The following is a 21,777-nucleotide window of genomic DNA, read 5'->3' on the forward strand; positions in this document are numbered from 1 at the left end:
CTATTGAAATACCCTCACATAATCTACCTCCATCGTTGAAGACACAAAATCCGGATCAACGCTGAACCAACTGCCCCCCATGGCCACATTCAAAATAATAAACTGATCCGCTGTAAAAGGCCATGTATCCTTGTTTTTGACACTGGGATCATAGGCATAGACATATTTATCATCTATAAAAAACCTCAGGGAATTCTTGGTCCATTCAACGGCATAAACATGAAATTCCGTGTTGTAATCCGTAATAGCCGTGGTGCCCACAGTTACATCGGGGCATCCGCCATGGCAGGAAGTAGTATGGGTAGCACAGGAAACTTTCCCTGGTTCATGGCCCCAATGCTCCATAATGTCTATTTCACCACATGTAGGCCAACCTACATTTTCAATATTGGACCCCAACATCCAAATAGCCGGCCAAGTCCCTTCTCCCTTTGGCAATTTTGCCCTTACCTCTACCCTCCCATAAGTAAAGGAAAAAAGGGAATTTAATCTGGCCGAAGTATATTCCTTGGTAGTCCCCTGGGCCGTGTACCGCTCTTTTTTTGCAACGATCTTCAATGTTCCGTCCGATACATAGACATTATCCGATCGGTTCGTATAGTGCTGCAATTCCCCATTATGCCAACTACCGTTGACGGGAGCAATCGTTTCCAGCTTCCAGTTTTGCGCAGAAAGTGCCCCATCTTTCTCAAATTCATCGGCCCAAACCAGCTCCGCTTCCTGCTCCTCCACAAAAACCGTAATTGTTTCCGAAACTTCTATGGCATTGCCCGTACTGGAATAGGCGAAGACCGTTATCTTATGCCCATGCGTACCCTTCTCCTTAAAAGTATGGGTGAAGGTGCCCTCATTACTTACTTCCTCCGATCCGTCACTGAACCTATACCTATATTGGACGGCATTATTGGCTACTGCCGATAGCCTTACTTTTCCCGAACCATCGCCATGTGGATTATTGGCGTCCAATCCAACAATCCCAACGGACAGACTCAGTCCCTTAGGGATATTGGCCTCCGTCTCCAGTTCTTTATCCAGAAAAGAATCCCTATCGTATTCATGAACTCCGCACGACAAAAACAAACCCATCAAAAAAAATAAGACTGTATACATATTATGTGTTTTCAACTTCACAAATGAAAAGAAAAACCTTGTCGATCATAACCACCGACCGACAAGGCTTCCAAAAAAAACCAAACTAACCAACTTTAGTATATGAACTCATCTTGAGTTCCCAATATATCAGCCCTGACCAAAATTATTCCGGTCTAAAAATCCATGTCCAACCGGTTCCCCCTGCATTGTTGGGCACGTAAAGGATCATCTCATCTTCTGTTAATGAAACAATGGTATAAAGTCCGTCCTGATTACCCTGTTCCGACCCCAAAATATCCCCATCATTGATCTGTAAGGTCTGATTGGCAACATCCAGTACAAAACTACTCACCTGTGGGCTGGCATCCGGACCGGAATAGTAGGTAAAATTGGCAGCACCATCCAAATCGAACTGCATCCTGCCCGCAGCATCTACTGGCGGACAACAGTCCCCTGCCGCATTCCACCATGCTGTTTCCCATGCACCAGCATCATCCGGAGGCGACATATACCACCATCTCTGGCCATCAGGATCAGGGCCACCGGCAAACACCCATGTTTTCCCGATTCCCGTTTCATTGCTAACCAGATCGTACCAATCTTGATCTAAGGCATTGTCCAACTGATCTACTTGAACATCAATGGTCTTGGTAAAAAACTCTGCTCCCAAGGTACCGGTAAAAGTAAAGGTAGAGGAACCCGGAATAGGATATATAAACGACACCTTATCCGTAAAGGCCTTGCCCAAATTGTAATCCCAATACCCGGTAACTCCTGGGGTTACCATGCTCAACTCTATCAGATTTCCCCCGGGGGTACTTTGTGTGGCAACCAGTTCTACTCCGGATACATCGGTTGAATTTTCCAAATAGTCCCTGTCTTCGATAGGTTCACACCCAGTAACGAACATAAGAACGCTGGTCAGGAAGAGTCCGATATACATTATATTGTTATTTTTCATCTTTTTTTGTTTTATGATTAAGAATACTTCTACCAACCCGGATTTTGTTCATATACCCCGGAAGACAATCTTACCTCAGACTCCGGAATAGGCACCAAGCCTTTTGTTTCCGGCCTATAGGTAACATTATAAACGGCATCGATACCTGAGTTCCTAACATTGACACTTTCATCAAATGCGGTATCTACATCTCCCCATCTCACCAAATCGAACCATCGCAGACCTTCAAAGGCAAATTCATGTAAGCGTTCTTGCTTTAAGGCGTCCAAAGAATACCCCACGCTTCCCAAACCTGCTCTTTCCCGAACCAGGTTCATCCCGGTGGCCGTTTCCGAAATCTCCGAATGCATAAGCAAAACATCCGCATACCTCATCAAAATATAATCCTGGGCCGCCCATAATTGCATGGGATCACCATTAACCATGTTATAAAGAAAAAAGAACATTCCTTTAATCCCATCCTCTCCTTCGGGATCGGGGTCCTGATGTTGAATGGTCGTATATTTTTTATTAAAAAAACCGGTCTCATGGTCTCCTTTATTGGGCTCATATCCTGCGGTTCCCTGATCGGCATTCCCCAATTCCAAAATAGAGCCTTCCTTTCTGGGGTCGGCATCGTCCCATTGGCTCCAAAGTTTAGGATTAACGGTCCCCCAGCCCCAACCTGTTCCGAAAGGCACCATGGAATTATCACGGATCCCTAGGAACAAGGGAAGTCTGTTATTGTATTTTTGACCTGCATCCCATGTCGTAGTAGAATATCTGATTGCGAACATGGTTTCATAGTTACCCGTCCCAAAAGTAGGGGTATGGCCATCCTGACCTACCCATTCCAATCCTGCCGCTTCTGCCCAAGGCAACACGGTATTATCATTAGCGCTTTCGTTTACGTAGGAATAGGGCCATAAATTTCTAAAATCCCCTGCCAAATCATATCCGCTATTGGCGATACAATCATCCAAATAACCAAGGATATCAGTTTTGGTCAAGGATCCACCATCGGCCAAGGGCATATCACTTGTAGATTGCCCTTCCATATTCGTCATATACCCTGTATAGAACAAAAAGGCCCTGGCCATATACGCTTGGGCCGTCCACTTGTTCGCATGCCCATAACTGGAGGTAGGAATACTTGAAAACGGTGTTGATGGCATGGTTTCTATCGCCATTTTAAAATCGGACGCAATTTGTGCAAAAGTTTCCGAGAAGGAAGCCCTTGGAACGTCCCTTGGATCATCTATGGCAAGAATAAGTGGTACCCCTCCAAAAAACTTGGCCGCCCTGAAATAATAGAAGGCCCGCATAAAATAGGCTTCTCCTATGGCCTGCTTCTTAAAGGCAACTGCATCTGCTTCTATATCAAAGAAAGCACTAAAATCGGTATCCTCTACTTTCTCTATAATGGCATTGGCACGGGTAACCCCATTATAGGTTTCTTTCCATAAATCATGGTAGGTATCTTCTTCCGGATCAACAAAATTATCCACATTTTTAGCGGATCTGTCATCCGGACCTCCCCCGCCCAGCATCATATCGGACATAAGATTGGCCGCGATGCCTTCATGGCTATGGATACCCCCTACATATAAAGCATTATACACTCCGGACATGGCCTCGTTGATGTCGGCCGGAGTCCGATAAAAACTTTCCAAACTTTTTTCAAAAAGGTTCTCCGTATCCAAAAGATCTTCACTGCAACCGGTGGCAATAACCAAGGCTGCGATACATATATTATTTATTATTTTTTTCATCATCTGGTATTTTTAAAATTAAAATTGGACATTTAAACCAAACATCACGGTACGCGGTAGTGGATATAGGCCCAGGTCGATACCTGAGGCCCAACCGGCATCATGACCAAACGATACTTCCGGATCCATACCCTGGAAGTTTGTGAAGGTGTATAGATTGTTTACCGCACAATATAACTTCACTTCTTTTATGTAGTTGATATTGGATAAATATTCCCCTAATTTAACACCCACGGTCAAGTTGTTGATCCGTAAATAATCGGCATCCTGCATATAGATGTCGGAAATCCAATTCGTGTTTCTGTTCGATACCGAACTTAAGCGGGGCAATCTATCCGAAGTTCCTTCCCCATGCCAGCGTCCAAAAATTTCAGTGGTATAATTTTGTGTAAAATTATCGGCAAAAGAACGGTAGGACTGCATTACCTGCATACCAAATTTCCCGGATAGGGTGGTATTGGCATAAAACCCTTTATATTCGGCATTAAGCTGAATTCCCAATTCAAAATCGGGGTTTGGATTGCCCAACATAATTTTGTCCGCTTCATCAATGGCACCATCATTGTTCTGATCTACAAACCGAACATCGCCCGGACGTTGATCGCTAAAATAAGGTGTGCCGTCCGTGGGTTTTACATAATTATCTACCTCATCCTGATTTTGTAATATACCATCGGTTTGATACCCATAAAAGAATCCGATAGGTTTCCCCACTTCTACCCTGGATACCGCAGCAGTTCCTTGCGACAAAACATGCTGTGGCCCTTGAATGATTCCCTCCGCATTGGCAATTCTGGTTACTTCATTTTTATTGAACGCACCGCTCACTGTGGCACCGTACTTAAAATCGCCCGCACTATCGTTCCAGGACAGCATAAGTTCATAACCAGAATTCTCTATGTCCCCTCCATTAATAAAAGGGGCTCCAGCACCGGAAGTTCCTAAAATGGGCGCCACTACCAACCAATCTTTGGTGGTCTTCTTATACCAATCGGCAGTAAGGGCCAACCTGGAATTAAAGAAACGGGCATCCAAACCAAAATTCAACTGCTCGGAAGTTTCCCATTTTACATCAGGATTGGTAACCCGGGCAGGCACGGCAGTAGGTCCGGAGATAGGTTTGGTATCCCCAAAATAATAACCGGGATTAAGGTTGGCAATAGTGGAACTATAGATAAAATTATCTATGGATTGGTTACCGTTCTGGCCCCAACTCCCTCTTAATTTGGCAAAATTTAATACCCCTACATTTCCTATAAAATCCTCATTGGTAAGTACCCAACCGGCGGAAACTGATGGAAAATACCCCCAACGATTTCCCTTGGCAAAATTAGATGACCCATCTGCCCTCATGGTCGCGGAAAGCAAGTACTTTTCCTTATAATCATATTGTGCCCTGGCCATGTAGGACAACAACCCTCCACCACCTGCTGCCCAATTGGCACCATAGGTACTTATGGCATTTATATCGGTCTTGTCCACATTGTTCAAGAAGGCATATTGGGGCAATCCGAAGCGGGTATTGGCCATACTACCCCCCACTTCATTGTTCAGTACATTATTATATACCTCATTACCGATCAGTACATTCAATTTATGTTCTCCAAAGGAATGGTCGTATGATAAGGTATTCGTCCATGTGGTATTGGCACCCATATACTGACTTTGGGCAGCTGCGTCCACAGAATTGCTGTAAAGCACCCCTAAACCATAGGTGGGTGTCCAGGAACGCCCATGGCCAAACCAGGAATCAAATCCGTAAGAAGATCGAAATTTAAGATCCTTAAAAGGTTCTATTTCCAAATACACATTTCCTACAAGGGTATTGTTCTTATTTCCCAGATTGCTGTAATTATGACGGTAGAACATCACTGCCAAGGGATTGGTCTGTCCTCTGGCCCATCCGTCCAAGGTGGGCGTAAAACCGTTGGGATCTGGAGATTTGTCCCAATAGGCGGGCAGTAACGGATGTTGTACCAAGGCATTGTGCAAATCGTTCCAATAAATATTTCCTGTGGCCACACTTCTATTTTCAGTATTGGTGTAGGTTAGGTTTTCGCCCACGGTTACAATGCTGTGCTCTTCGTTTTTGAACAACACGAATTCGGTATTCATACGGGCCGTTAACCTTTTGTACCCTGCATCGGTAAGGTTGCCTCCAAGGATCCCCGTTTGGTCCAGGTAAGAGATGCCCAAGGCATAGGTATTGTCCTCGCCACCACCCGCAATATTTATGGCATGACTTGAAATTGGTGCATTTTTAGTAGACATTTCATCAATCCAATTGGTACCTTCCCAACCATTTTGAAGCATTTGCCATACTTCTGTTCCCAATTGGGTACCCAAATTTTCTGGATAATTGTCATTTAACCACACATTGTTCTGAAGGAGCATTTCCCAATTGTTTTCCGGCAAACCATCATTGACCCGGCCCTCGTCCATAATAAACATATACTCTTGGGCATTTAAGGGAGATACATTTTTATAAATATTTTGAAACCCGTAGTACGTATCGTAATTCACTTGGGCCTGTCGGCCTTTTTTTCCTTTATAGGTAGTAACCAAAACCACTCCATTGGCAGCTCTGGATCCATAAATGGCCGCAGAAGCCGCATCTTTCAGAACATCTATGGTTTCAATATCCGAACCGTTCAAATAATCTATATTCCCAACGGCCACCCCATCAACAATATAAAGTGGACTGGAATTCCCGATGGTCCCCAAACCCCGAATGGTTACTTTGGTCCCGGCACCGGGCTGACCGTTATTTCTTGTGATATTGACACCTGGAGCAACACCTTGCAAGGCTTCCATTGCCGTACCGGTATTTAGGGCGGCAATATCCTCTCCTTTTACATTGAGGTTGGCCCCTGTGGTCAAGGCCTTCTTTTGTACCCCGTACCCGACCACGACCACCTCATCCAGTGATTCAAAGGATTCTTCGAGCAAAATGTTTATTATGGTTTTTTCACCCACCTGTACAGTTTGGGTGACCATCCCTAGATAGGCAAAGACAAGCCGATCGGACGGCTCCACATTTTGAATGGAATAATTACCGTCAAAATCGGTAGTAGTACCATTAACCGTTCCCTTCGCCACCACACTAACCCCGGGCAACGGTAGGCCCGAATTGTCCGTTACCAGACCTGTTATGGTCTTGGCCTGCGAAAAGACGTTCTGTGCGCAGACCATTACCAAAGTAATAATCAAGAATTTTAACTTTAGCATCATACAAAATAGTTTAGGTTAATTAATAGAGTTTTTGTTAGTATAAAATTTATGTATCCTCTGTAAACCAAAAGGCCAACAGGTGTGTTATTAAAGAATATAAAGGATAACAAAAACCAACAATGCAACGATTGCCATTATCAACATTACCTCGATCAACTGTTTCCATTTGAATTTTGAATCCTTGTTTTCCATTACTTCAAATGTTAAATAATTATTAAATCTTATGTAGCATTTATTCTGCATCAAGTAACAATTTTGCTGCATTTTTCCTACAATAAACTTATATGCTTCATGTGTTGCATGGCCTGCAACAATTTTTATAGGAAAGGCGGTCCAATGACCATCCGATACAATGGATATTGTAAATTATATTAAAGAAAATTTAAAATATGGGTAACAGGGATACCGTTAAAAAGTGTGATACAAATACCGAAATACGGAGAGCATACGGTTCAAATCCAATGATTCGAAGAACGGGGAAGTATAGAATAGAAATTTCTAGAATATTTTTATTTTACCTCACCCGGAACTACTGAAAAAGCAGTCCCGACCCTGCCTACCGGCAAAGGCAGGGTCTCCCAAGGAGAGGTAAACCCGCCCGTGCCGTTCGGGCGGGCCCGTCCGTGCCGGGCGGATTGGAAACCCTTTCCAACGAACAGGCAGGCCCGTCCGAACGGCGGACCCGAACCAAGGGCGGAAAAATCTTCAGATTGAAGTAATATTGAAATTATTTTGAACGGCAATAAGCAAATGGTAGCCGGTCTATGTTTTAATAGGATCTACCTCTGTTGGCAATATTCCAAAATAGGCCTTAAAACACTTGGTAAAATAGGATGGTGAAGAGAACCCGACCTGATAACAAACATCACTGATATTGGTATTTCCCATTTCTATTATCTGTTTAGCCCTTTCTATTCTTATATTCCTAAGGAATTCGTTGGCCGTCTGATTGGTCAGCGCCTTGATTTTTCTATAAAACTGACTTCTGCTCAAATTTAAGTTTGAGGCCAATACTTCCACACTTAAATCTGGATCTCCTATATTTTTATTGATGTAGTTCATTACCTTTTCAATAAAATCCTTGTCCAGGGATGTGGTATTCCTGTTCATAGGAACATCGCTGATAACACTAAAATATTTATTGAATATTAGTTGCCTGCTGGTTATAAGTTGGGACAACCGCAATCTGAGCAGTCTTAGATCAAAAGGCTTTACCATATAGGCATCGGCACCGGTTTCTATCCCCTGCATTCTGTCGTCTATACGCGCTTTGGCCGTAAGCATCAACAATGGAATATGGCTGGTCCGCATATCCCCTTTAATTTTTTGGCAAAATTCGAACCCATCCATTTCTGGCATAATTACATCAGTTATTATAATATCCGGCAAGGCCGACTTGGCCATCTCCAAACCTTCCTTTCCATTTTTGGCCAAAAGTATCCTGTATTGGTTTTTAAGTTCATTGCGCAGGTAAGTCCTTAATTCCCCGTTATCCTCAACAATCAGTAAGGTATAGTTGATGGGTGCCTCCTCCTGACTTATAACGGATATGGCCTCAGTTTTGGAATTTACCAGGTTGACCCGCTCTTTTTGGGTATCAGGTTCCTTAAAATCCGTAAATATTTCGTTCCTTTCAAAATGTCCTGGTCCCTTGGGCAAAATTATTCTGAAGCTTGTTCCGCTTCCCACCTCGCTCTTCACTTCAATTTTACCTTTGTGCAGTTTCACGAAACTTTGCACTACTTCCAAACCAATACCCGTACCCCCATAATAGGCCTTATTAAGGTTTTCTACTTGATAAAAACGTTCAAAGATCCGCTCCGTTTCCTCTTGTTTAAGACCGGGCCCAGTATCGGTAATTATCAATTCCAGTCCTTCGGTAGGTTTTTGAGTATCTACCAGTGGCAGGTTGTACAATTCATCCTTGGAAAGCAGTTGGATATTTATGGCCCCACCTTCCGGGGTGGCCTTAAAGGCATTGGAAAGCAAATTAAAGATTATTTTCTCCATCATACTCTCGTCCGCCCAAAGGGTCATATCCTCGGAATCCGCATCCAAACCAAGGTGTATGTTTTTATCCAAGGCCTCTTCCTTAAAATGGCCGACCACTTCCCGGGTTAAATTAATCAAGTTGATTTCCTTGGCCCTTACACCAATTTTATTCAATTCCAGTTTTCTAAAGTCCAACAGCTCGTTCACCAATCTATATAACCGATCTGTATTCTTATAGATTACATTGTGCTTTTCCTTTATTCTTGGGGATAAGCTTATACTATTGTCATTTAGAATATCCTTTAGCGGGTTGATAATTAAGGTGAGCGGAGTTCTAAATTCATGGGATATATTGGTAAAAAACTGGAATTTCTTTTCATCCAGATTTTTTTCCTGTAATCTTTTTTCCCGCTCGGAATGTATTAGTTGCTTTTCCCTTATCCTGGACTGCGTCATACTATTCAGGATATAAATCCCAAAAACGAACAAAGTGATATAGGATAACAAGGCCCAGTTGGTTTTCCACCAAGGCGATAAAACGGTGATGTCCAATGTTAAGGGGGATTCGTTCCATATACCATCATTGTTGGCCGCCTTTAATTTAAAGGTATAGTTCCCCGGATCTAAGTTGGTATAGGTAGCACTCCTTTTTTTTCCGACATAATTCCATGATTCCTCATAACCTTCCAAATAATAGGCATATTCATTTTTTTCCGGTCGGGTAAAGTTTATGCCCGAATATTCTATGGTAAAAACAGATTGGGTATGATTCAATACAATACTATCCGTCTCGGAAATAACTTTCCTTAAGGGTGAATCCTTTTGAGTGGGCAATACATTTTCATTGAACAACTTAAAGCTGGATAGATACAATGAAGTCTTATTCCTATTCGTAATTATCTCCGAAGGATTAAAATAATTGATCCCCTCGTAACTTCCAAAGTATATATTTCCCTGATCATCCCTAAAGACCGAATTGATATTAAAATCGTTGGCCAGGAGTCCGTCATCTATGGTATAGTTACTAAATTCCTCGGTCTTAACATCAAATTTTGAAATACCCGTATGACCGGACATCCAAATGTTGCCATCCAAGCCTTCAATAATTCCACATACATTTTCCTCTTCAAGGCCATTAAATTTATCGTACCAAATAAATGTGTCGGTTTTGGGTAGGTAGTTGCAGAGACCAGCTCCCTTGGTTCCGATCCATATACTATGGTCGGTACTTTCATAGAGAGAAAGAATATAGTTTGATGCAAAATTGTTAGTAGATTCCTGGGACATTCTATCTATCATGGACACCACTGAAAACTTTTGGTCTGCCAGCTTCGTTATTTTGTACAGCCCTTGGGTAGTTCCCAACCATAGGTTGTCCTCAAAATCCACCAAAACGTTATAAGCATTACTGCCACTGATTCCGAGGTCATTAAAGGGCTTGGAATCATAATGTTTAAAAAGCCCCGTATCTGGGTCATAGGAATGCAGCCCATTGTGATAGGTCCCGATCCAAATGGTACCGTCCCTATCCTCATCGAAACTCATTACGGTATTGGACGTTAATCCCCCTTGGGTGTTACCAGTATTATAATTAATAAATACATTGGATCCTTTTTTCAAAAAATAGATTCCACCATCCCAACTTCCTGCCCAAACATTGTCTTTGCTATCAAAAAAAATAGTCTGTATGTAATCACTGCCCAATCCGGAAAATGCACTGCTATTGGCCTTGTTGATATGGGTGTAATCGTTATTCTTCAAATCCAGAATATCTATCCCTCCGCCATCCATTGCTATCCACAACTTACCCGAGGCATTATTTGCGATGGAGGTCACCGAACTTATCTGCAAGGAACGCGGGTTATTGTAGAGGCTTTCTATATCCTTGAACTTATCGTATAGCCTGTCGTATACCGCTACACCTTTGTTATAATATCCGAGCCAAATTTTTTCGTCATTATCCAAATACAAGGTCCAAATAGAATTTGACAAAAGACTCTTTTCGTCTTTTTTATTGGTGAGATAATGATTTAATACCTCCCCATTTCCATTTATATGGAATAGGCCGTTGTTTTCGGTACCGCACATGATGGTACCGTCCGGAAGTGCCATTAAGGTAAAGAAGGGATGAGTTGAAAAAGAGTAGCTTTCCATAACCGATGGTTGCCCTATTTCCGTATTGGCCATTGTCACCTTATACAGCCCATCATTTAATGTCCCTATCCAAATATTATCCGCATCATCTATCATCATTGACCTAATCGACTCCTCTATAAACTCCAATTGTCCCTGCTTCCAGATACCTAAACGTTGAAGTATCCCCGTTTTTCCATCAACGGTATACAGGCCCATATTGGTCCCGACAAAAATTTGCCCGCTAGAATCTGGCTGTACCGATCTCACTACCAAGGGATCTGCCATATCCGATTCTTTAATAGCAAATTTTTCCACCTCAAAATTATCCAGGCCCATTTTGAACAACCCCAAACGGAAAGAGCCAATAAGCAAATTGCCCTCATTATCTTCCTCTAAAGCGCTAATGGGCATTGTTGGACCGTTCGGATCGTTGGCAGACAGCACTGGAATTCGCCTAAACTGATCTTTTTCCCGGTCATATAGGTTTAGCCCTACCTCCGTACCTACCCATAATCTATTTCTACTATCCAAATACGAGCAATTAATTTGGCTACTGCTTATAGAGGTAGAGTCGTTAATAATATGCTTGTATGATTTATAATCTATCCCGTCATAGCGGTACAAGCCAGATCCGTTGGTCCCGATCCATATAAAACCATAGTCGTCCTGCAAAATGGAATATACCCCCACCTTGGATATTCCCTCCTTGATATTTACAAAATTAAATTTTGAAACCTCCCCTTGTGCCCGCAAATCCGGAATAAAAACACTTAGAAGCATAAAGAAAAGACAGGTCCTTCTATAATCTAACGTCATCTAGCTGATGTTTAAAGTAGCGGTAAAATAGTAATAAAAAGATAAACTCATTACATATTACACTATTAGAAATCAGAGTGTAAAGAAATACACGGAATACAAACCATGGAGCTGCAACATATTCTTCTTTGACAATGAGAGAACCAATAGGTAATAAAACATAGGTGCAACTAAAAAACCAACCTCTTTTCTTTTGACTAAAATTAGCCTATTTTTATCAAAAATTAGCCCAATGGACATCCAGGACAAATTCTTTGAACATATACGGGAAGGATATACCACAAAAGGAGACTTTATTACTATGGGCTCTGCCATGTTGAATGGCGGGACCATAACCAATGCCCACGTAAAAATTCCATTAAAAACACTTAACAGGCATGGTCTCATTGCCGGGGCAACCGGTACCGGAAAGACCAAAACCCTTCAGGTAATTGCTGAAAACCTTTCGGATAAAGGAATTCCAGTATTGCTCATGGACCTAAAGGGGGATCTTAGTGGTCTGGCCCAGCCCGGTCCCGTAAACCCAAAAATTGATGAGCGTCACGCCAAAATTGGTGGATTACCTTTTACCCCTAAGGCCTTTCCGGTGGAAATACTATCGCTCTCCGAACAGGACGGTGTAAAATTACGTGCCACCGTTTCAGAATTTGGACCGGTGCTATTAAGCCGAATTTTGGACCTTTCCGATACACAGGAAGGTATTGTAGCGGTAGTCTTTAAATATTGTGACGACCATAAGCTTCCTTTGTTGGACCTAAAGGATTTTAAAAAGGTGTTGCAATACGCCACAGAGGAGGGTAAAAAGGAATTTTCAGATTCCTATGGGCGAATCTCTACCAGTTCTACCGGTACCATACTAAGAAAAATTATAGAACTGGAACAGCAGGGTGCCGAACTATTTTTTGGAGAAAAATCTTTTGATGTGGAAGACCTGACCCGAATCGATGAAAACGGCAGGGGTTATATCAACATTATACGTTTAACCGATATACAGGACCGTCCTAAATTATTTTCGACCTTTATGTTGAGCCTGTTGGCGGAAATTTATGACACCTTTCCAGAACAGGGGGATACGGACAGACCGGAATTGGTGCTTTTTATAGACGAGGCCCACCTCATTTTCAACGAGGCCTCAAAAGCTTTATTAAATCAGATAGAGAGTATCGTAAAATTGATACGATCCAAAGGCATTGGGGTGTATTTTGTAACCCAAAACCCTACAGACGTCCCGGAAGCAGTCCTTTCCCAATTGGGGTTAAAGGTACAGCACGCGCTTCGGGCATTTACTGCAAAAGATAGGAAGGCCATAAAGCTAACCGCAGAAAATTATCCTATTTCAGAATTTTATGACACCAAGGAGGTTTTAACTTCCTTGGGAATAGGGGAGGCATTGATCAGTGCCCTCGATGAAAAGGGAAGGCCAACCCCCCTGGCGGCCACAATGTTAAGGGCACCCATGAGCAGGATGGACATACTTACCAACCGTGAGCTTAAAGAAGTAATAGACACTTCCAAACTGATCAACAAATACAACGAGGCCATAGACAGGGAAAGTGCCTATGAACTCCTTAACGTTAAGATTGAACGAGCGGAAAAACTGGCCGAAGAGGAAAAGGAATCTTCCAACAACAGATCTACCCGATCTACCACGGGAAGGGCGAGTACACGCCAAAACCCTGTGATAAAAGTATTGACCAGTGCTACTTTTATAAGGGGAGTACTGGGCGTATTAAAAAAAGTAATGCGATAGTTGTCGGGTTTTTTGAACAACAAACCATAGTATATTTAACTTTAAATCTAACCGTCACCCTTAAAATGATAAAACAATCCATTTTTGCCGCATGCCTTAGCGCACTGCTCTTTATTCAATGCAATTCCAATTCAGATTTTGTAATTGCCAAAGATCAAGTAGGCAAACTGTTAAAATCCAATTCCATTGATGAACTTGAAACTGTATTTGCCGGCGATTCCATAGTTAGGGACACGGCAATGACCCAGATTGGTACTGCTGTAAAGAAGATCAACATTTATGAAAAGGGGGGCAAACATTTAATGGCCCTCACCCCCAATATGGACAGTATTCCAAAAATAGACATTATCCGTATTTACGATCCACGATATGTTACCGAAAAGGGGGTTGGACTCAATAGTACCTTTAAGGATATCAAAGACAAGCATACCATTAAAAAAATTGTTGCCGTGCTGAACAATGTAGTGATTTTCCTAAAAGACTCCGATGCCTATTTCACCATTGCAAAGTCCGAACTTCCCGCTAACCTGCAGTATGGCAACAACACCACTATTGAAGCCGTTCAGATACCGGACAGGGCAAAGATCAAATATATGATGGTGGGCTGGGAGTGAAAACTGGTTCATGGTTCAAGGTTTAAAGTTGGAAAGTTGTCAGGTCGAGCGCCCGCCCGTACCGAACGGTCTGTTCGGGCGGGGATCGAGACCTAATTAAGTGGAGTGGGCAGTGACTGTTTTCAGTGGGCAGGGAAAAAGTTTAAGGTTTAAGGTTCAAAGTTACAAACGTAGTCCACAAAGTGGAGCATATAACCCAAAGCGGTAAGCGGTAAGCGGTAAGCAAATGAAAATTAAGTATTGATTATGGCCTACGGCTTAAAGCTCAAAAATATTATACAGGAATATCCCAAAAGTTGATGGGGAATATGAAGATAAAATCCATGAACAAAACCCTTTACCGTGCATTGGCCCTATCCTACGGTGCCTTTTTCAATTTAACGGCCCTTTTCTCTGAAAAAGAGGCTGGAAAAAAAGCCTTCAAAACGTTTACAACCCCAAGAAAGGGCAGCATATTACCGGTACAGCAAGAATATCTACAAGAGTTCCTGGGCAAAAAAATTACAGTTAACAATTCTAGGCTGCAGACCTATGAATGGCCAGGAGCCGGAGAAACCGTTCTTCTTATGCACGGTTGGGAAAGCAACGCCTATAGGTGGCGATATCTCATTGAAAAATTACAGGAAAGGGAATTCCACATCATTGCCTTTGATGCACCGGGCCATGGGTATTCCGAAGGAAACAGTTTAAATGTGGTCACCTATGCGGACAGTGCACGGCAACTTATAGACCTTTACCGGCCCAAACATATTATTGGGCATTCTATGGGGGGACTTGCCACCCTTCATAATCAATATCAAAACCCAAACCCATACATTGAAAAAATAGTTACTTTAGGTGCCCCTGCAGAACTGTCCGAATTAATGGTGCACTACCAAAAACTGGTCAGGTTCAACAAGAAGGTCCTAAGGGCTTTGGACAAGCACATTTATGAACATTTCAACTATAGGATCCACGATATATCCACCCCAAAGTTTGCTAAATCCATCGAACAAAAAGGGCTGATCATCCATGATGAACGGGATACGATAACCCCCTACAACGCCTCCGAACGCCTTCATCAAAACTGGAAGAACAGCCGCTTATTAAAAACCACCGGACTTGGCCACTCCCTGCACCAAGAGGAGGTCAACTTACAGATAGTGGATTTTTTATTGTCTTAGAGACGGTCCAAGTTTTATCCTTTGTTTTTATTTCTATTTTAAAATATGATTATTTTTAGGAAATTATACAACTCGTTTTCATTAAAATAAAGCACTTGAAATATGAATAACATTACTCCCTTCCATATTGCCATTCCAGTCCATAATTTGGCCGAATGCCGTAAGTTTTACGGAGAGATATTAAATTGTGAAGAAGGAAGAAGCAGTGATAATTGGGTAGACTTTAATCTTTTTGGACACCAATTGGTAATCCACTATAAGCCTAAGGCCAAATCCGAAGAACTGCACCATAACCCTGTAGATGGCAAGGATGTACCCGTACCGCATTACGGCGTGGTCCTCCCCTGGGATATTTTTAGATCCTTTTCCGACGAACTTATGGCTAAAGGGGTCAAATTTGTTATTGAGCCCTATATCCGGTTTAAGGGCGACTTAGGTGAGCAGGCCACTATGTTCTTTTTGGATCCCGCGGGAAATGCGCTGGAATTCAAAGCCTTTAAGGATTTAGGGCAATTATTTGCCAAATAGGGCTTCCCTAAACATGCAGCATAGGGATACTTTAGCTTTTAAAGGTTTTTCATATACACCATATTATGGGACATACTTTCAAAAGGGGTACTGGCATACTCCTCTTGTTCGATAAATATATATTTCAGTCCGGATTCCTTTCCATTTTTTAGCATTTGGGCTATATCCAATCCTCCCTTTCCAAACTCGGTACTTTCCTTTTTCACCATGTCCATATCCTTCAAGTGCCATAATGGAAACCTTCCTTCATATTTTCTAAAATAATCCAAAGGTTCCTTTCCGGCAACCACTACCCAACCCAGATCAAGTTCCATATATACCAAGTCCGCTTGCGTATTTTTTAACAAGATGTCATAGAGCACCTCCCCGTTTTCGGATTCAAATTCATATTCGTGATTGTGGTATCCGAATTTAATATTTCGACGGCTACATTCCTCCCCTGCCTTATTAAAGGCCTCGGCCACTTTCTTATAATTATCCGCAGTTTGTCCTGCGGTGGGCAGGGAGGAACAGATCAGATATTCCTGACCGGCCTCGGCCGCTTGGTCCATAGTCTCGTTCCAATGTTCGTCCAAGGCTACATGGCCGCTCCTAAGGGTCATCCCAAGATCTTCACAAACGCTTTTCATTTCCTTAGGTGCCAAGCCGTAATAAAGCCCTTTGACACTCCTGGCCGATTCAATTTGTTTAATTCCCAATGCCGCTATCCGTTTTAAGGTACCAACAGCATCTTCCAACATTTCCTTACGAAAAGTATACAATTGAACCCCTAAATTCTTTTTTGGGTCCTTATACGGTAATGCAAAGGAGGGCATTAAAACTACTCCTGCCGCCAACATTCCTGACTGCATTAAAAATTCTTTTCTAGTTGTCATTATCTATTATTTATTATTGTTGTCCGATAAAATATTTATGAATCATCATAAGTCCATTAAAAACAATTATTTAGAGTCATTGACGTCTTTTGTACCTTGCTTTTTGATTCGATACATCTTAATAAAAAGGGACGCTTTAAATCAGCTGATTGTGATAGGGTCATTTGTCTTAAGTCTTGCAACGAAGTGGTCTTTTGTCTTTAATCGGACACTACTGATTATTTATGTTATTGGGACCATGTGGTTGGTTTCCTGTCCCATCTATGGCCTTTTAATTCTTGATACAACCCAATGGGCAAACCTTTACCATCACTTAAGGCCGTATTCATTAAAACGTTCCTTTCCTTGCGCATTCCGGGAATTATGGTATTTACCGTTTTGTTCATCGTTATAAATCGCAAAGCCATTTCCGCCATGGTCATCCCTTGCGGGACAACCGGTCTCAACAGATCTGCCCTTTCCGCACTTGCCATTAAATTTTCGGGAACAAAATAGGTCCCCCTCCAATCCCCTTCCGGAAACTTGGTCTCTTTGGTTATATTACCGGTCAAGGTACCTTCATCAAAAGGTACCCTAGCAATAACAGCAATATCCAACTCCTCACATAAGGGAAAGAGAACATCTTCCGGAGCCTGATCAAAAATATTGTAAATTACCTGTACCGCATCCAGTATTCCTGTTTTGAGGGCCTTGATACCATTTTCGGGCTCCCATCTATTTACGCTGATGCCCATGGCCGCTACCTTTCCCGATTTTTTTAAATCCTCCACCGCTCTTTGCCATTCTTCACGGTCGGACCAACCATCGTCCCAGGTATGGAACTGCATTAAATCCAATTGCTCCGCACCTAAATTTTTAAGGGTTTTTTCGGTATAATCCACGATATGGGACCTTGGATAGGATTCCTCCAGACTATATTCCGCCTTTGCCGGCCATTTAAAATTTTTTGCCGGAATCTTACTGGCGGTATAAAGCTTTTTATGGGGAAACCTTCGCAACAGATCGCCTAGCAATTTCTCACTGTGCCCATGGCCATATGCCCAAGCCGTATCAAAAAAATTAACTCCGTTTTCCACGGCCAGATCCAATGACTTGGCGGACAATAGGTCGTCGGACTCCGTCCATCCGCCCATGCCCCACATTCCATATCCTATTTCACCAACATCCCACTGGGTCCTACCAAATTTTCTTATAACCATACTTCTATCTCCAAAGAATTCCCGAATCTATTTATTATTCAATACTGATGGAAGGCATCGGACACAAATTCCAATACCACGGGCAGGGATTCCCGCCAGTAGGTCCAACTATGACGCCCTTCCCTTACCCTGTATTCATGGGGCACCTCCTTCTTTTTCATAGCAATATGGACCAAACTATTTCCTTCGTAAAGAAAATCATCGTCCCCACAGTCTATAAACCATCTAACCGACTTCAGATCCTCCAATGAGGACGCCTGTATAAGGGACAGGGCATTGTGCCTTTCATAATAGGCACTGACAAGGTTATCTTCGTAGCTCTCATTGCCATTTTTAAGTCTTTGTTTAAAATCGTCCAAACTTAAGGGCCCAATATAGGCACTTAACGGACAGGCCGAAGAAAACAATTCTGGATGGCGCAAGGCATACATGAACGATCCACCGCCACCCATGGAAAGACCGGCTATGGCCCTAAAACGCTTCTCTCCCTTAATGCGATACTTCTTCTCTACATAGGGCATTAATTCCTCAAAAAAGAAATCCTCATACCTCCAATCCCCTTTTATGGAATTAAAATAGCCTCTGGTTCCCGTATTTGCATCCGGCATAACAATAACCATAGGAGTGGCCTTGCCCTCCTTAATGGCGTTATCGGTAATACGTAGCACCTCCCCAAATTGTACCCATCCCGTTTGGTCGTCCCCAGCTCCATGTAGTAAATACAGCACTGGGTAGCTCCTATTGGAAGTTTCGTAATCCGGAGGCAGGTATACGGCAAACTTCCTTTCGCTCTTGAGGATTTCACTCTTCATGGTAAGGGCGTCAAATACTTTTCCAGATTGGGCATTGGCACTTGCCAAGCATACCAGCGTACATAACAACAATAGATAGTTTTTCATCTGTTCAAATTTATTGTTTTTTAAAGGTCAGATGGAATTCGCCATTGAACATATCTGTTGGTATCAAGATTTGTTATGGCTCATTTCATATGTATCTAATTTCTACCAAACATGGCATACATTTATGATTGGATTGGGAATACAAATAATTACTGAAGCCCTGGAATATCCACTATTTCGTCAACGTCCTCATTGTAGTCCACCCCCTCTACCATAAACCCGAACAAATTGAAGAAATCTTTCCCATAGCCCTTAAGGTCGCCTATTTCCGGCAAGGTTTCGGTAGTGGCCTTCTTCCAAAGTGCTGCTACCCGGGCCTGTACATCTTCGCGCATTTCCCAATCATCTATCCGTATTCTTCCTTTGTCATCCAGAGGTATTTTTCCGGCATACAATCGATCTTGGAACAGGCGTTGAATTTGTTCTATACAGCCTTCGTGTATTCCTTCCTCCTTCATTATCTTGTACAATAGTGATATGTATAACGGTATTACCGGAATGGCAGAACTTGCCTGGGTTACCAAGGCCTTGTTTACGGAAACATAGGCCTTTCCGTTCAAAGGTTTTAAACTGTCCGATATGGTAAATGCAGTAGCCTCCAGATCATCCTTGGCACGGCCAATAGTTCCTTTTCTATATACCGCCTCCGTAAGTGAAGGGCCAATATAGGAGTAGGCTACAGTAGTAAATCCTTCGGAAAGCAAGCCTTCACCTTTCAGATCATCGATCCACATTTTCCAATCTTCACCGCCCATAACGGCCACCGTATTTTCTATATCGTCCCCTTGGGCCGGTTCTATGGATACTTCGGATACTACCCCGGTATGAAAATCCACGGTTTTGTTTTGAAATTTGGCCCCTATTGGTTTTAAGACCGATTTATATTTTAGGCCGGTATCCGGATGTGTCCGTACCGGTGAAGCCAAACTATAAATAACCATATCTATTTGGCCAAGGTCCGCTTTGATCAGATCCAAGGTCTGTTTTTTTATTTCATTGGAGAAGGCGTCCCCGTTTATACTTTTGGCATACAATCCTGCCTTATGCGCTTCCTTTTCAAAGGCCGCACTGTTGTACCAACCTGGAGAGGCCGGCCTGCCCTCCGCGGGCGGCTTTTCAAAAAATACCCCTATAGTAGCTGCTCCGGCCCCAAAGGCACTGGTAATCCTGGAAGCCAGACCAAATCCTGTGGAAGCTCCGATTACCAGTACTTTTTTTGCCCCATCAATGGCTCCTTTAGACTTCACATACTCAATTTGATCAATAACATTTTGTTCACACCCCTTGGGATGGGCGGTAAGACAAATAAATCCACGTGTTCTTGGCTCTATAATCATTTATTAATTTATTTTCTGCACTTTCCCAATATGGAAGTTTTAACAGTGCCTATTATTTATAATTTTCCAATTATCGAAGATATATAAAAGATTCAAAAGATAAAGTTGAAGTAGGGAAAATTGCATCCTACAATCCCGTTTTAAATAGAACTATTCCCACACTAGGGCAATTGTTCCATTAAAAACCGCTTAACGTTACCGCCCATAATAGCTCTGATCTCCAAATCCGAAAACCCTTGGTCCATTAATTCCTGGACTATAAAGGGAAGGCCGGTTACATCTATAGGTGTTGTGGCCGCACCGTCAAAATCGGAACCCAGGGCCACATGCTCAATACCTACCAAATCGCGGACATACTTTATGGCCTCCACAATATGTTTAATCTCCCCTTTTATGGCACCCCTAAAGAACCCGATACCTATGAGCCCGCCCGATGCCGCAATTCTATTGATATGGTGATCAGATAGGTTCCTGGGGCTATCCTTGGTCCCCTTAACACCTGTATGCGATACCAGGACCGGTCGGGTAGTTTGGTCGAGAATTTCATCCATCATTTTCGGGGAGACATGTGCCAAATCTATAATAATGCCCAAACGGTTCATCTCCTGAATAACCTCCTGACCAAAATCCGTAAGCCCTGCCCCGGAAAGACCATGTGCCGATCCCCCCAGTTCATTATCGAAGAAATGTGTAGGAGCCATCATTCTTACCCCTTCGTAATATAGATTCTGCACATTCTCCAAATTTCCCTCCAGACAATGAGCCCCCTCAATTCCCAAAAAACCTCCAATAACCTCTGGATCTGCTTGCTTTGATTCTATCAATTTTTTTAAATCTTGGCGCGATTTCACCAAAAAAAATTTAACGTCTAACTTCCCTTGGTACTTCTGTAAAGCCCTTGCCTGGTACTCGGCCCGTTTGTATAGACTAAACCACTTATCCGGTAGTTGGCCCTGAACAAAATTCAACATTGTAATATTATCGAATGCTCCTGCGCTATTCTGCTTAAAGTTCTGCCCTTTGGGAGATTTCGTGACAATGGTAAATGCCTGTAAGCTCATATTTGCCTTTTGCATTCGGGGAAAATCCAAATGCGCATAATCCAGTTTTTGGGTCAAGTCGCGATCCCATAGCAGGGCATCACAATGCAGGTCTGCAATGAACTCCAGTGAATTGTACAATTCTTGTGCTTCGGCCCCCAATTGTCTTGGATCACTATATTCAACAAGGTTCAGTTGCCTGTCCAAAATTGGAGATACCATAAAAGTTGCCAAGAAATATAGAAGTAGCACTATGGCCAATATGTACCTAAGAAATTTTTTCATCCAATCCAATTGGTTTTGTGAGCCAAAAATTAATCAAAATAAATTAAAAACAGTTACAATATAAAGTGTATCGATTTATATATTACAGACCCTAACTTTTTTGGTGTT

At 42.5% G+C, this 21,777-nt stretch carries 14 protein-coding genes; 4 read left to right on the top strand and 10 right to left on the bottom strand.

Going from position 1 to position 21,777, the window contains the following annotated elements:
* The 5 genes from D0S24_RS11890 to D0S24_RS11915 form a co-directional block, all read right to left on the bottom strand.
* Entirely contained in the window at window positions 1-1,110 is a 1,110-nt protein-coding gene (locus D0S24_RS11890; protein WP_117020081.1) for a family 16 glycosylhydrolase, read from the bottom strand.
* A 145-nt stretch (window positions 1,111-1,255) separates the two neighbouring features.
* Window positions 1,256-2,053 (bottom strand): hypothetical protein, encoded by a 798-nt coding sequence (locus tag D0S24_RS11895; RefSeq protein WP_117020250.1) that lies wholly within the window; start codon window positions 2,051-2,053, stop codon window positions 1,256-1,258.
* Window positions 2,054-2,082: 29 nt separating this feature from the next.
* Complete coding sequence (locus D0S24_RS11900) at window positions 2,083-3,807, bottom strand: RagB/SusD family nutrient uptake outer membrane protein (RefSeq protein WP_251795781.1); 1,725 nt, start codon at window positions 3,805-3,807, stop codon at window positions 2,083-2,085.
* 15 nt (window positions 3,808-3,822) lie between these two features.
* Window positions 3,823-7,035, bottom strand: coding sequence for a TonB-dependent receptor (locus D0S24_RS11905; RefSeq protein WP_117020083.1), 3,213 nt, complete (start codon window positions 7,033-7,035; stop codon window positions 3,823-3,825).
* A gap of 762 nt (window positions 7,036-7,797) precedes the next feature.
* Complete coding sequence (locus D0S24_RS11915) at window positions 7,798-11,979, bottom strand: hybrid sensor histidine kinase/response regulator transcription factor (protein ID WP_117020085.1); 4,182 nt, start codon at window positions 11,977-11,979, stop codon at window positions 7,798-7,800.
* A gap of 232 nt (window positions 11,980-12,211) precedes the next feature.
* Between D0S24_RS11915 and D0S24_RS11920 the strand changes: the two genes are divergently transcribed.
* From D0S24_RS11920 to D0S24_RS11935, 4 genes are all read left to right on the top strand, one after another.
* Window positions 12,212-13,729, top strand: a complete 1,518-nt coding sequence (locus tag D0S24_RS11920) for a helicase HerA-like domain-containing protein (protein ID WP_117020086.1) — start codon at window positions 12,212-12,214, stop codon at window positions 13,727-13,729.
* A 65-nt stretch (window positions 13,730-13,794) separates the two neighbouring features.
* Window positions 13,795-14,343 (top strand): hypothetical protein, encoded by a 549-nt coding sequence (locus D0S24_RS11925; protein WP_117020087.1) that lies wholly within the window; start codon window positions 13,795-13,797, stop codon window positions 14,341-14,343.
* Between the two features lie 308 nt (window positions 14,344-14,651).
* Complete coding sequence (locus D0S24_RS11930) at window positions 14,652-15,506, top strand: alpha/beta fold hydrolase (RefSeq protein WP_251795782.1); 855 nt, start codon at window positions 14,652-14,654, stop codon at window positions 15,504-15,506.
* Window positions 15,507-15,608: 102 nt separating this feature from the next.
* Window positions 15,609-16,034 carry a VOC family protein gene (locus D0S24_RS11935; RefSeq protein ID WP_117020088.1) on the top strand — a complete coding sequence of 142 codons (426 nt, stop codon included), beginning with the start codon at window positions 15,609-15,611 and terminating at the stop codon, window positions 16,032-16,034.
* A gap of 38 nt (window positions 16,035-16,072) precedes the next feature.
* Here the strand turns inward: D0S24_RS11935 and D0S24_RS11940 are convergent, their stop codons facing one another.
* The 5 genes from D0S24_RS11940 to D0S24_RS11960 form a co-directional block, all read right to left on the bottom strand.
* Window positions 16,073-16,909 (bottom strand): sugar phosphate isomerase/epimerase, encoded by an 837-nt coding sequence (locus D0S24_RS11940; RefSeq protein WP_117020089.1) that lies wholly within the window; start codon window positions 16,907-16,909, stop codon window positions 16,073-16,075.
* A 227-nt stretch (window positions 16,910-17,136) separates the two neighbouring features.
* Complete coding sequence (locus tag D0S24_RS11945; RefSeq protein ID WP_117020090.1) at window positions 17,137-18,108, bottom strand: aldo/keto reductase; 972 nt, start codon at window positions 18,106-18,108, stop codon at window positions 17,137-17,139.
* Window positions 18,109-18,146: 38 nt separating this feature from the next.
* Window positions 18,147-19,007 (bottom strand): esterase family protein, encoded by an 861-nt coding sequence (locus D0S24_RS11950; RefSeq protein ID WP_251795783.1) that lies wholly within the window; start codon window positions 19,005-19,007, stop codon window positions 18,147-18,149.
* Window positions 19,008-19,156: 149 nt separating this feature from the next.
* Entirely contained in the window at window positions 19,157-20,344 is a 1,188-nt protein-coding gene (gene fabV / locus D0S24_RS11955) for an enoyl-ACP reductase FabV (RefSeq protein WP_117020091.1), read from the bottom strand.
* Between the two features lie 161 nt (window positions 20,345-20,505).
* Window positions 20,506-21,669: a dipeptidase gene (locus D0S24_RS11960; protein WP_117020092.1), complete on the bottom strand. Its 1,164-nt coding sequence runs from the start codon at window positions 21,667-21,669 to the stop codon at window positions 20,506-20,508.
* Window positions 21,670-21,777: the final 108 nt, after the last annotated feature.

The organism is Arenibacter sp. P308M17 (genome assembly GCF_003426735.1).
Classification (GTDB): Bacteria; Bacteroidota; Bacteroidia; order Flavobacteriales; family Flavobacteriaceae; genus Arenibacter.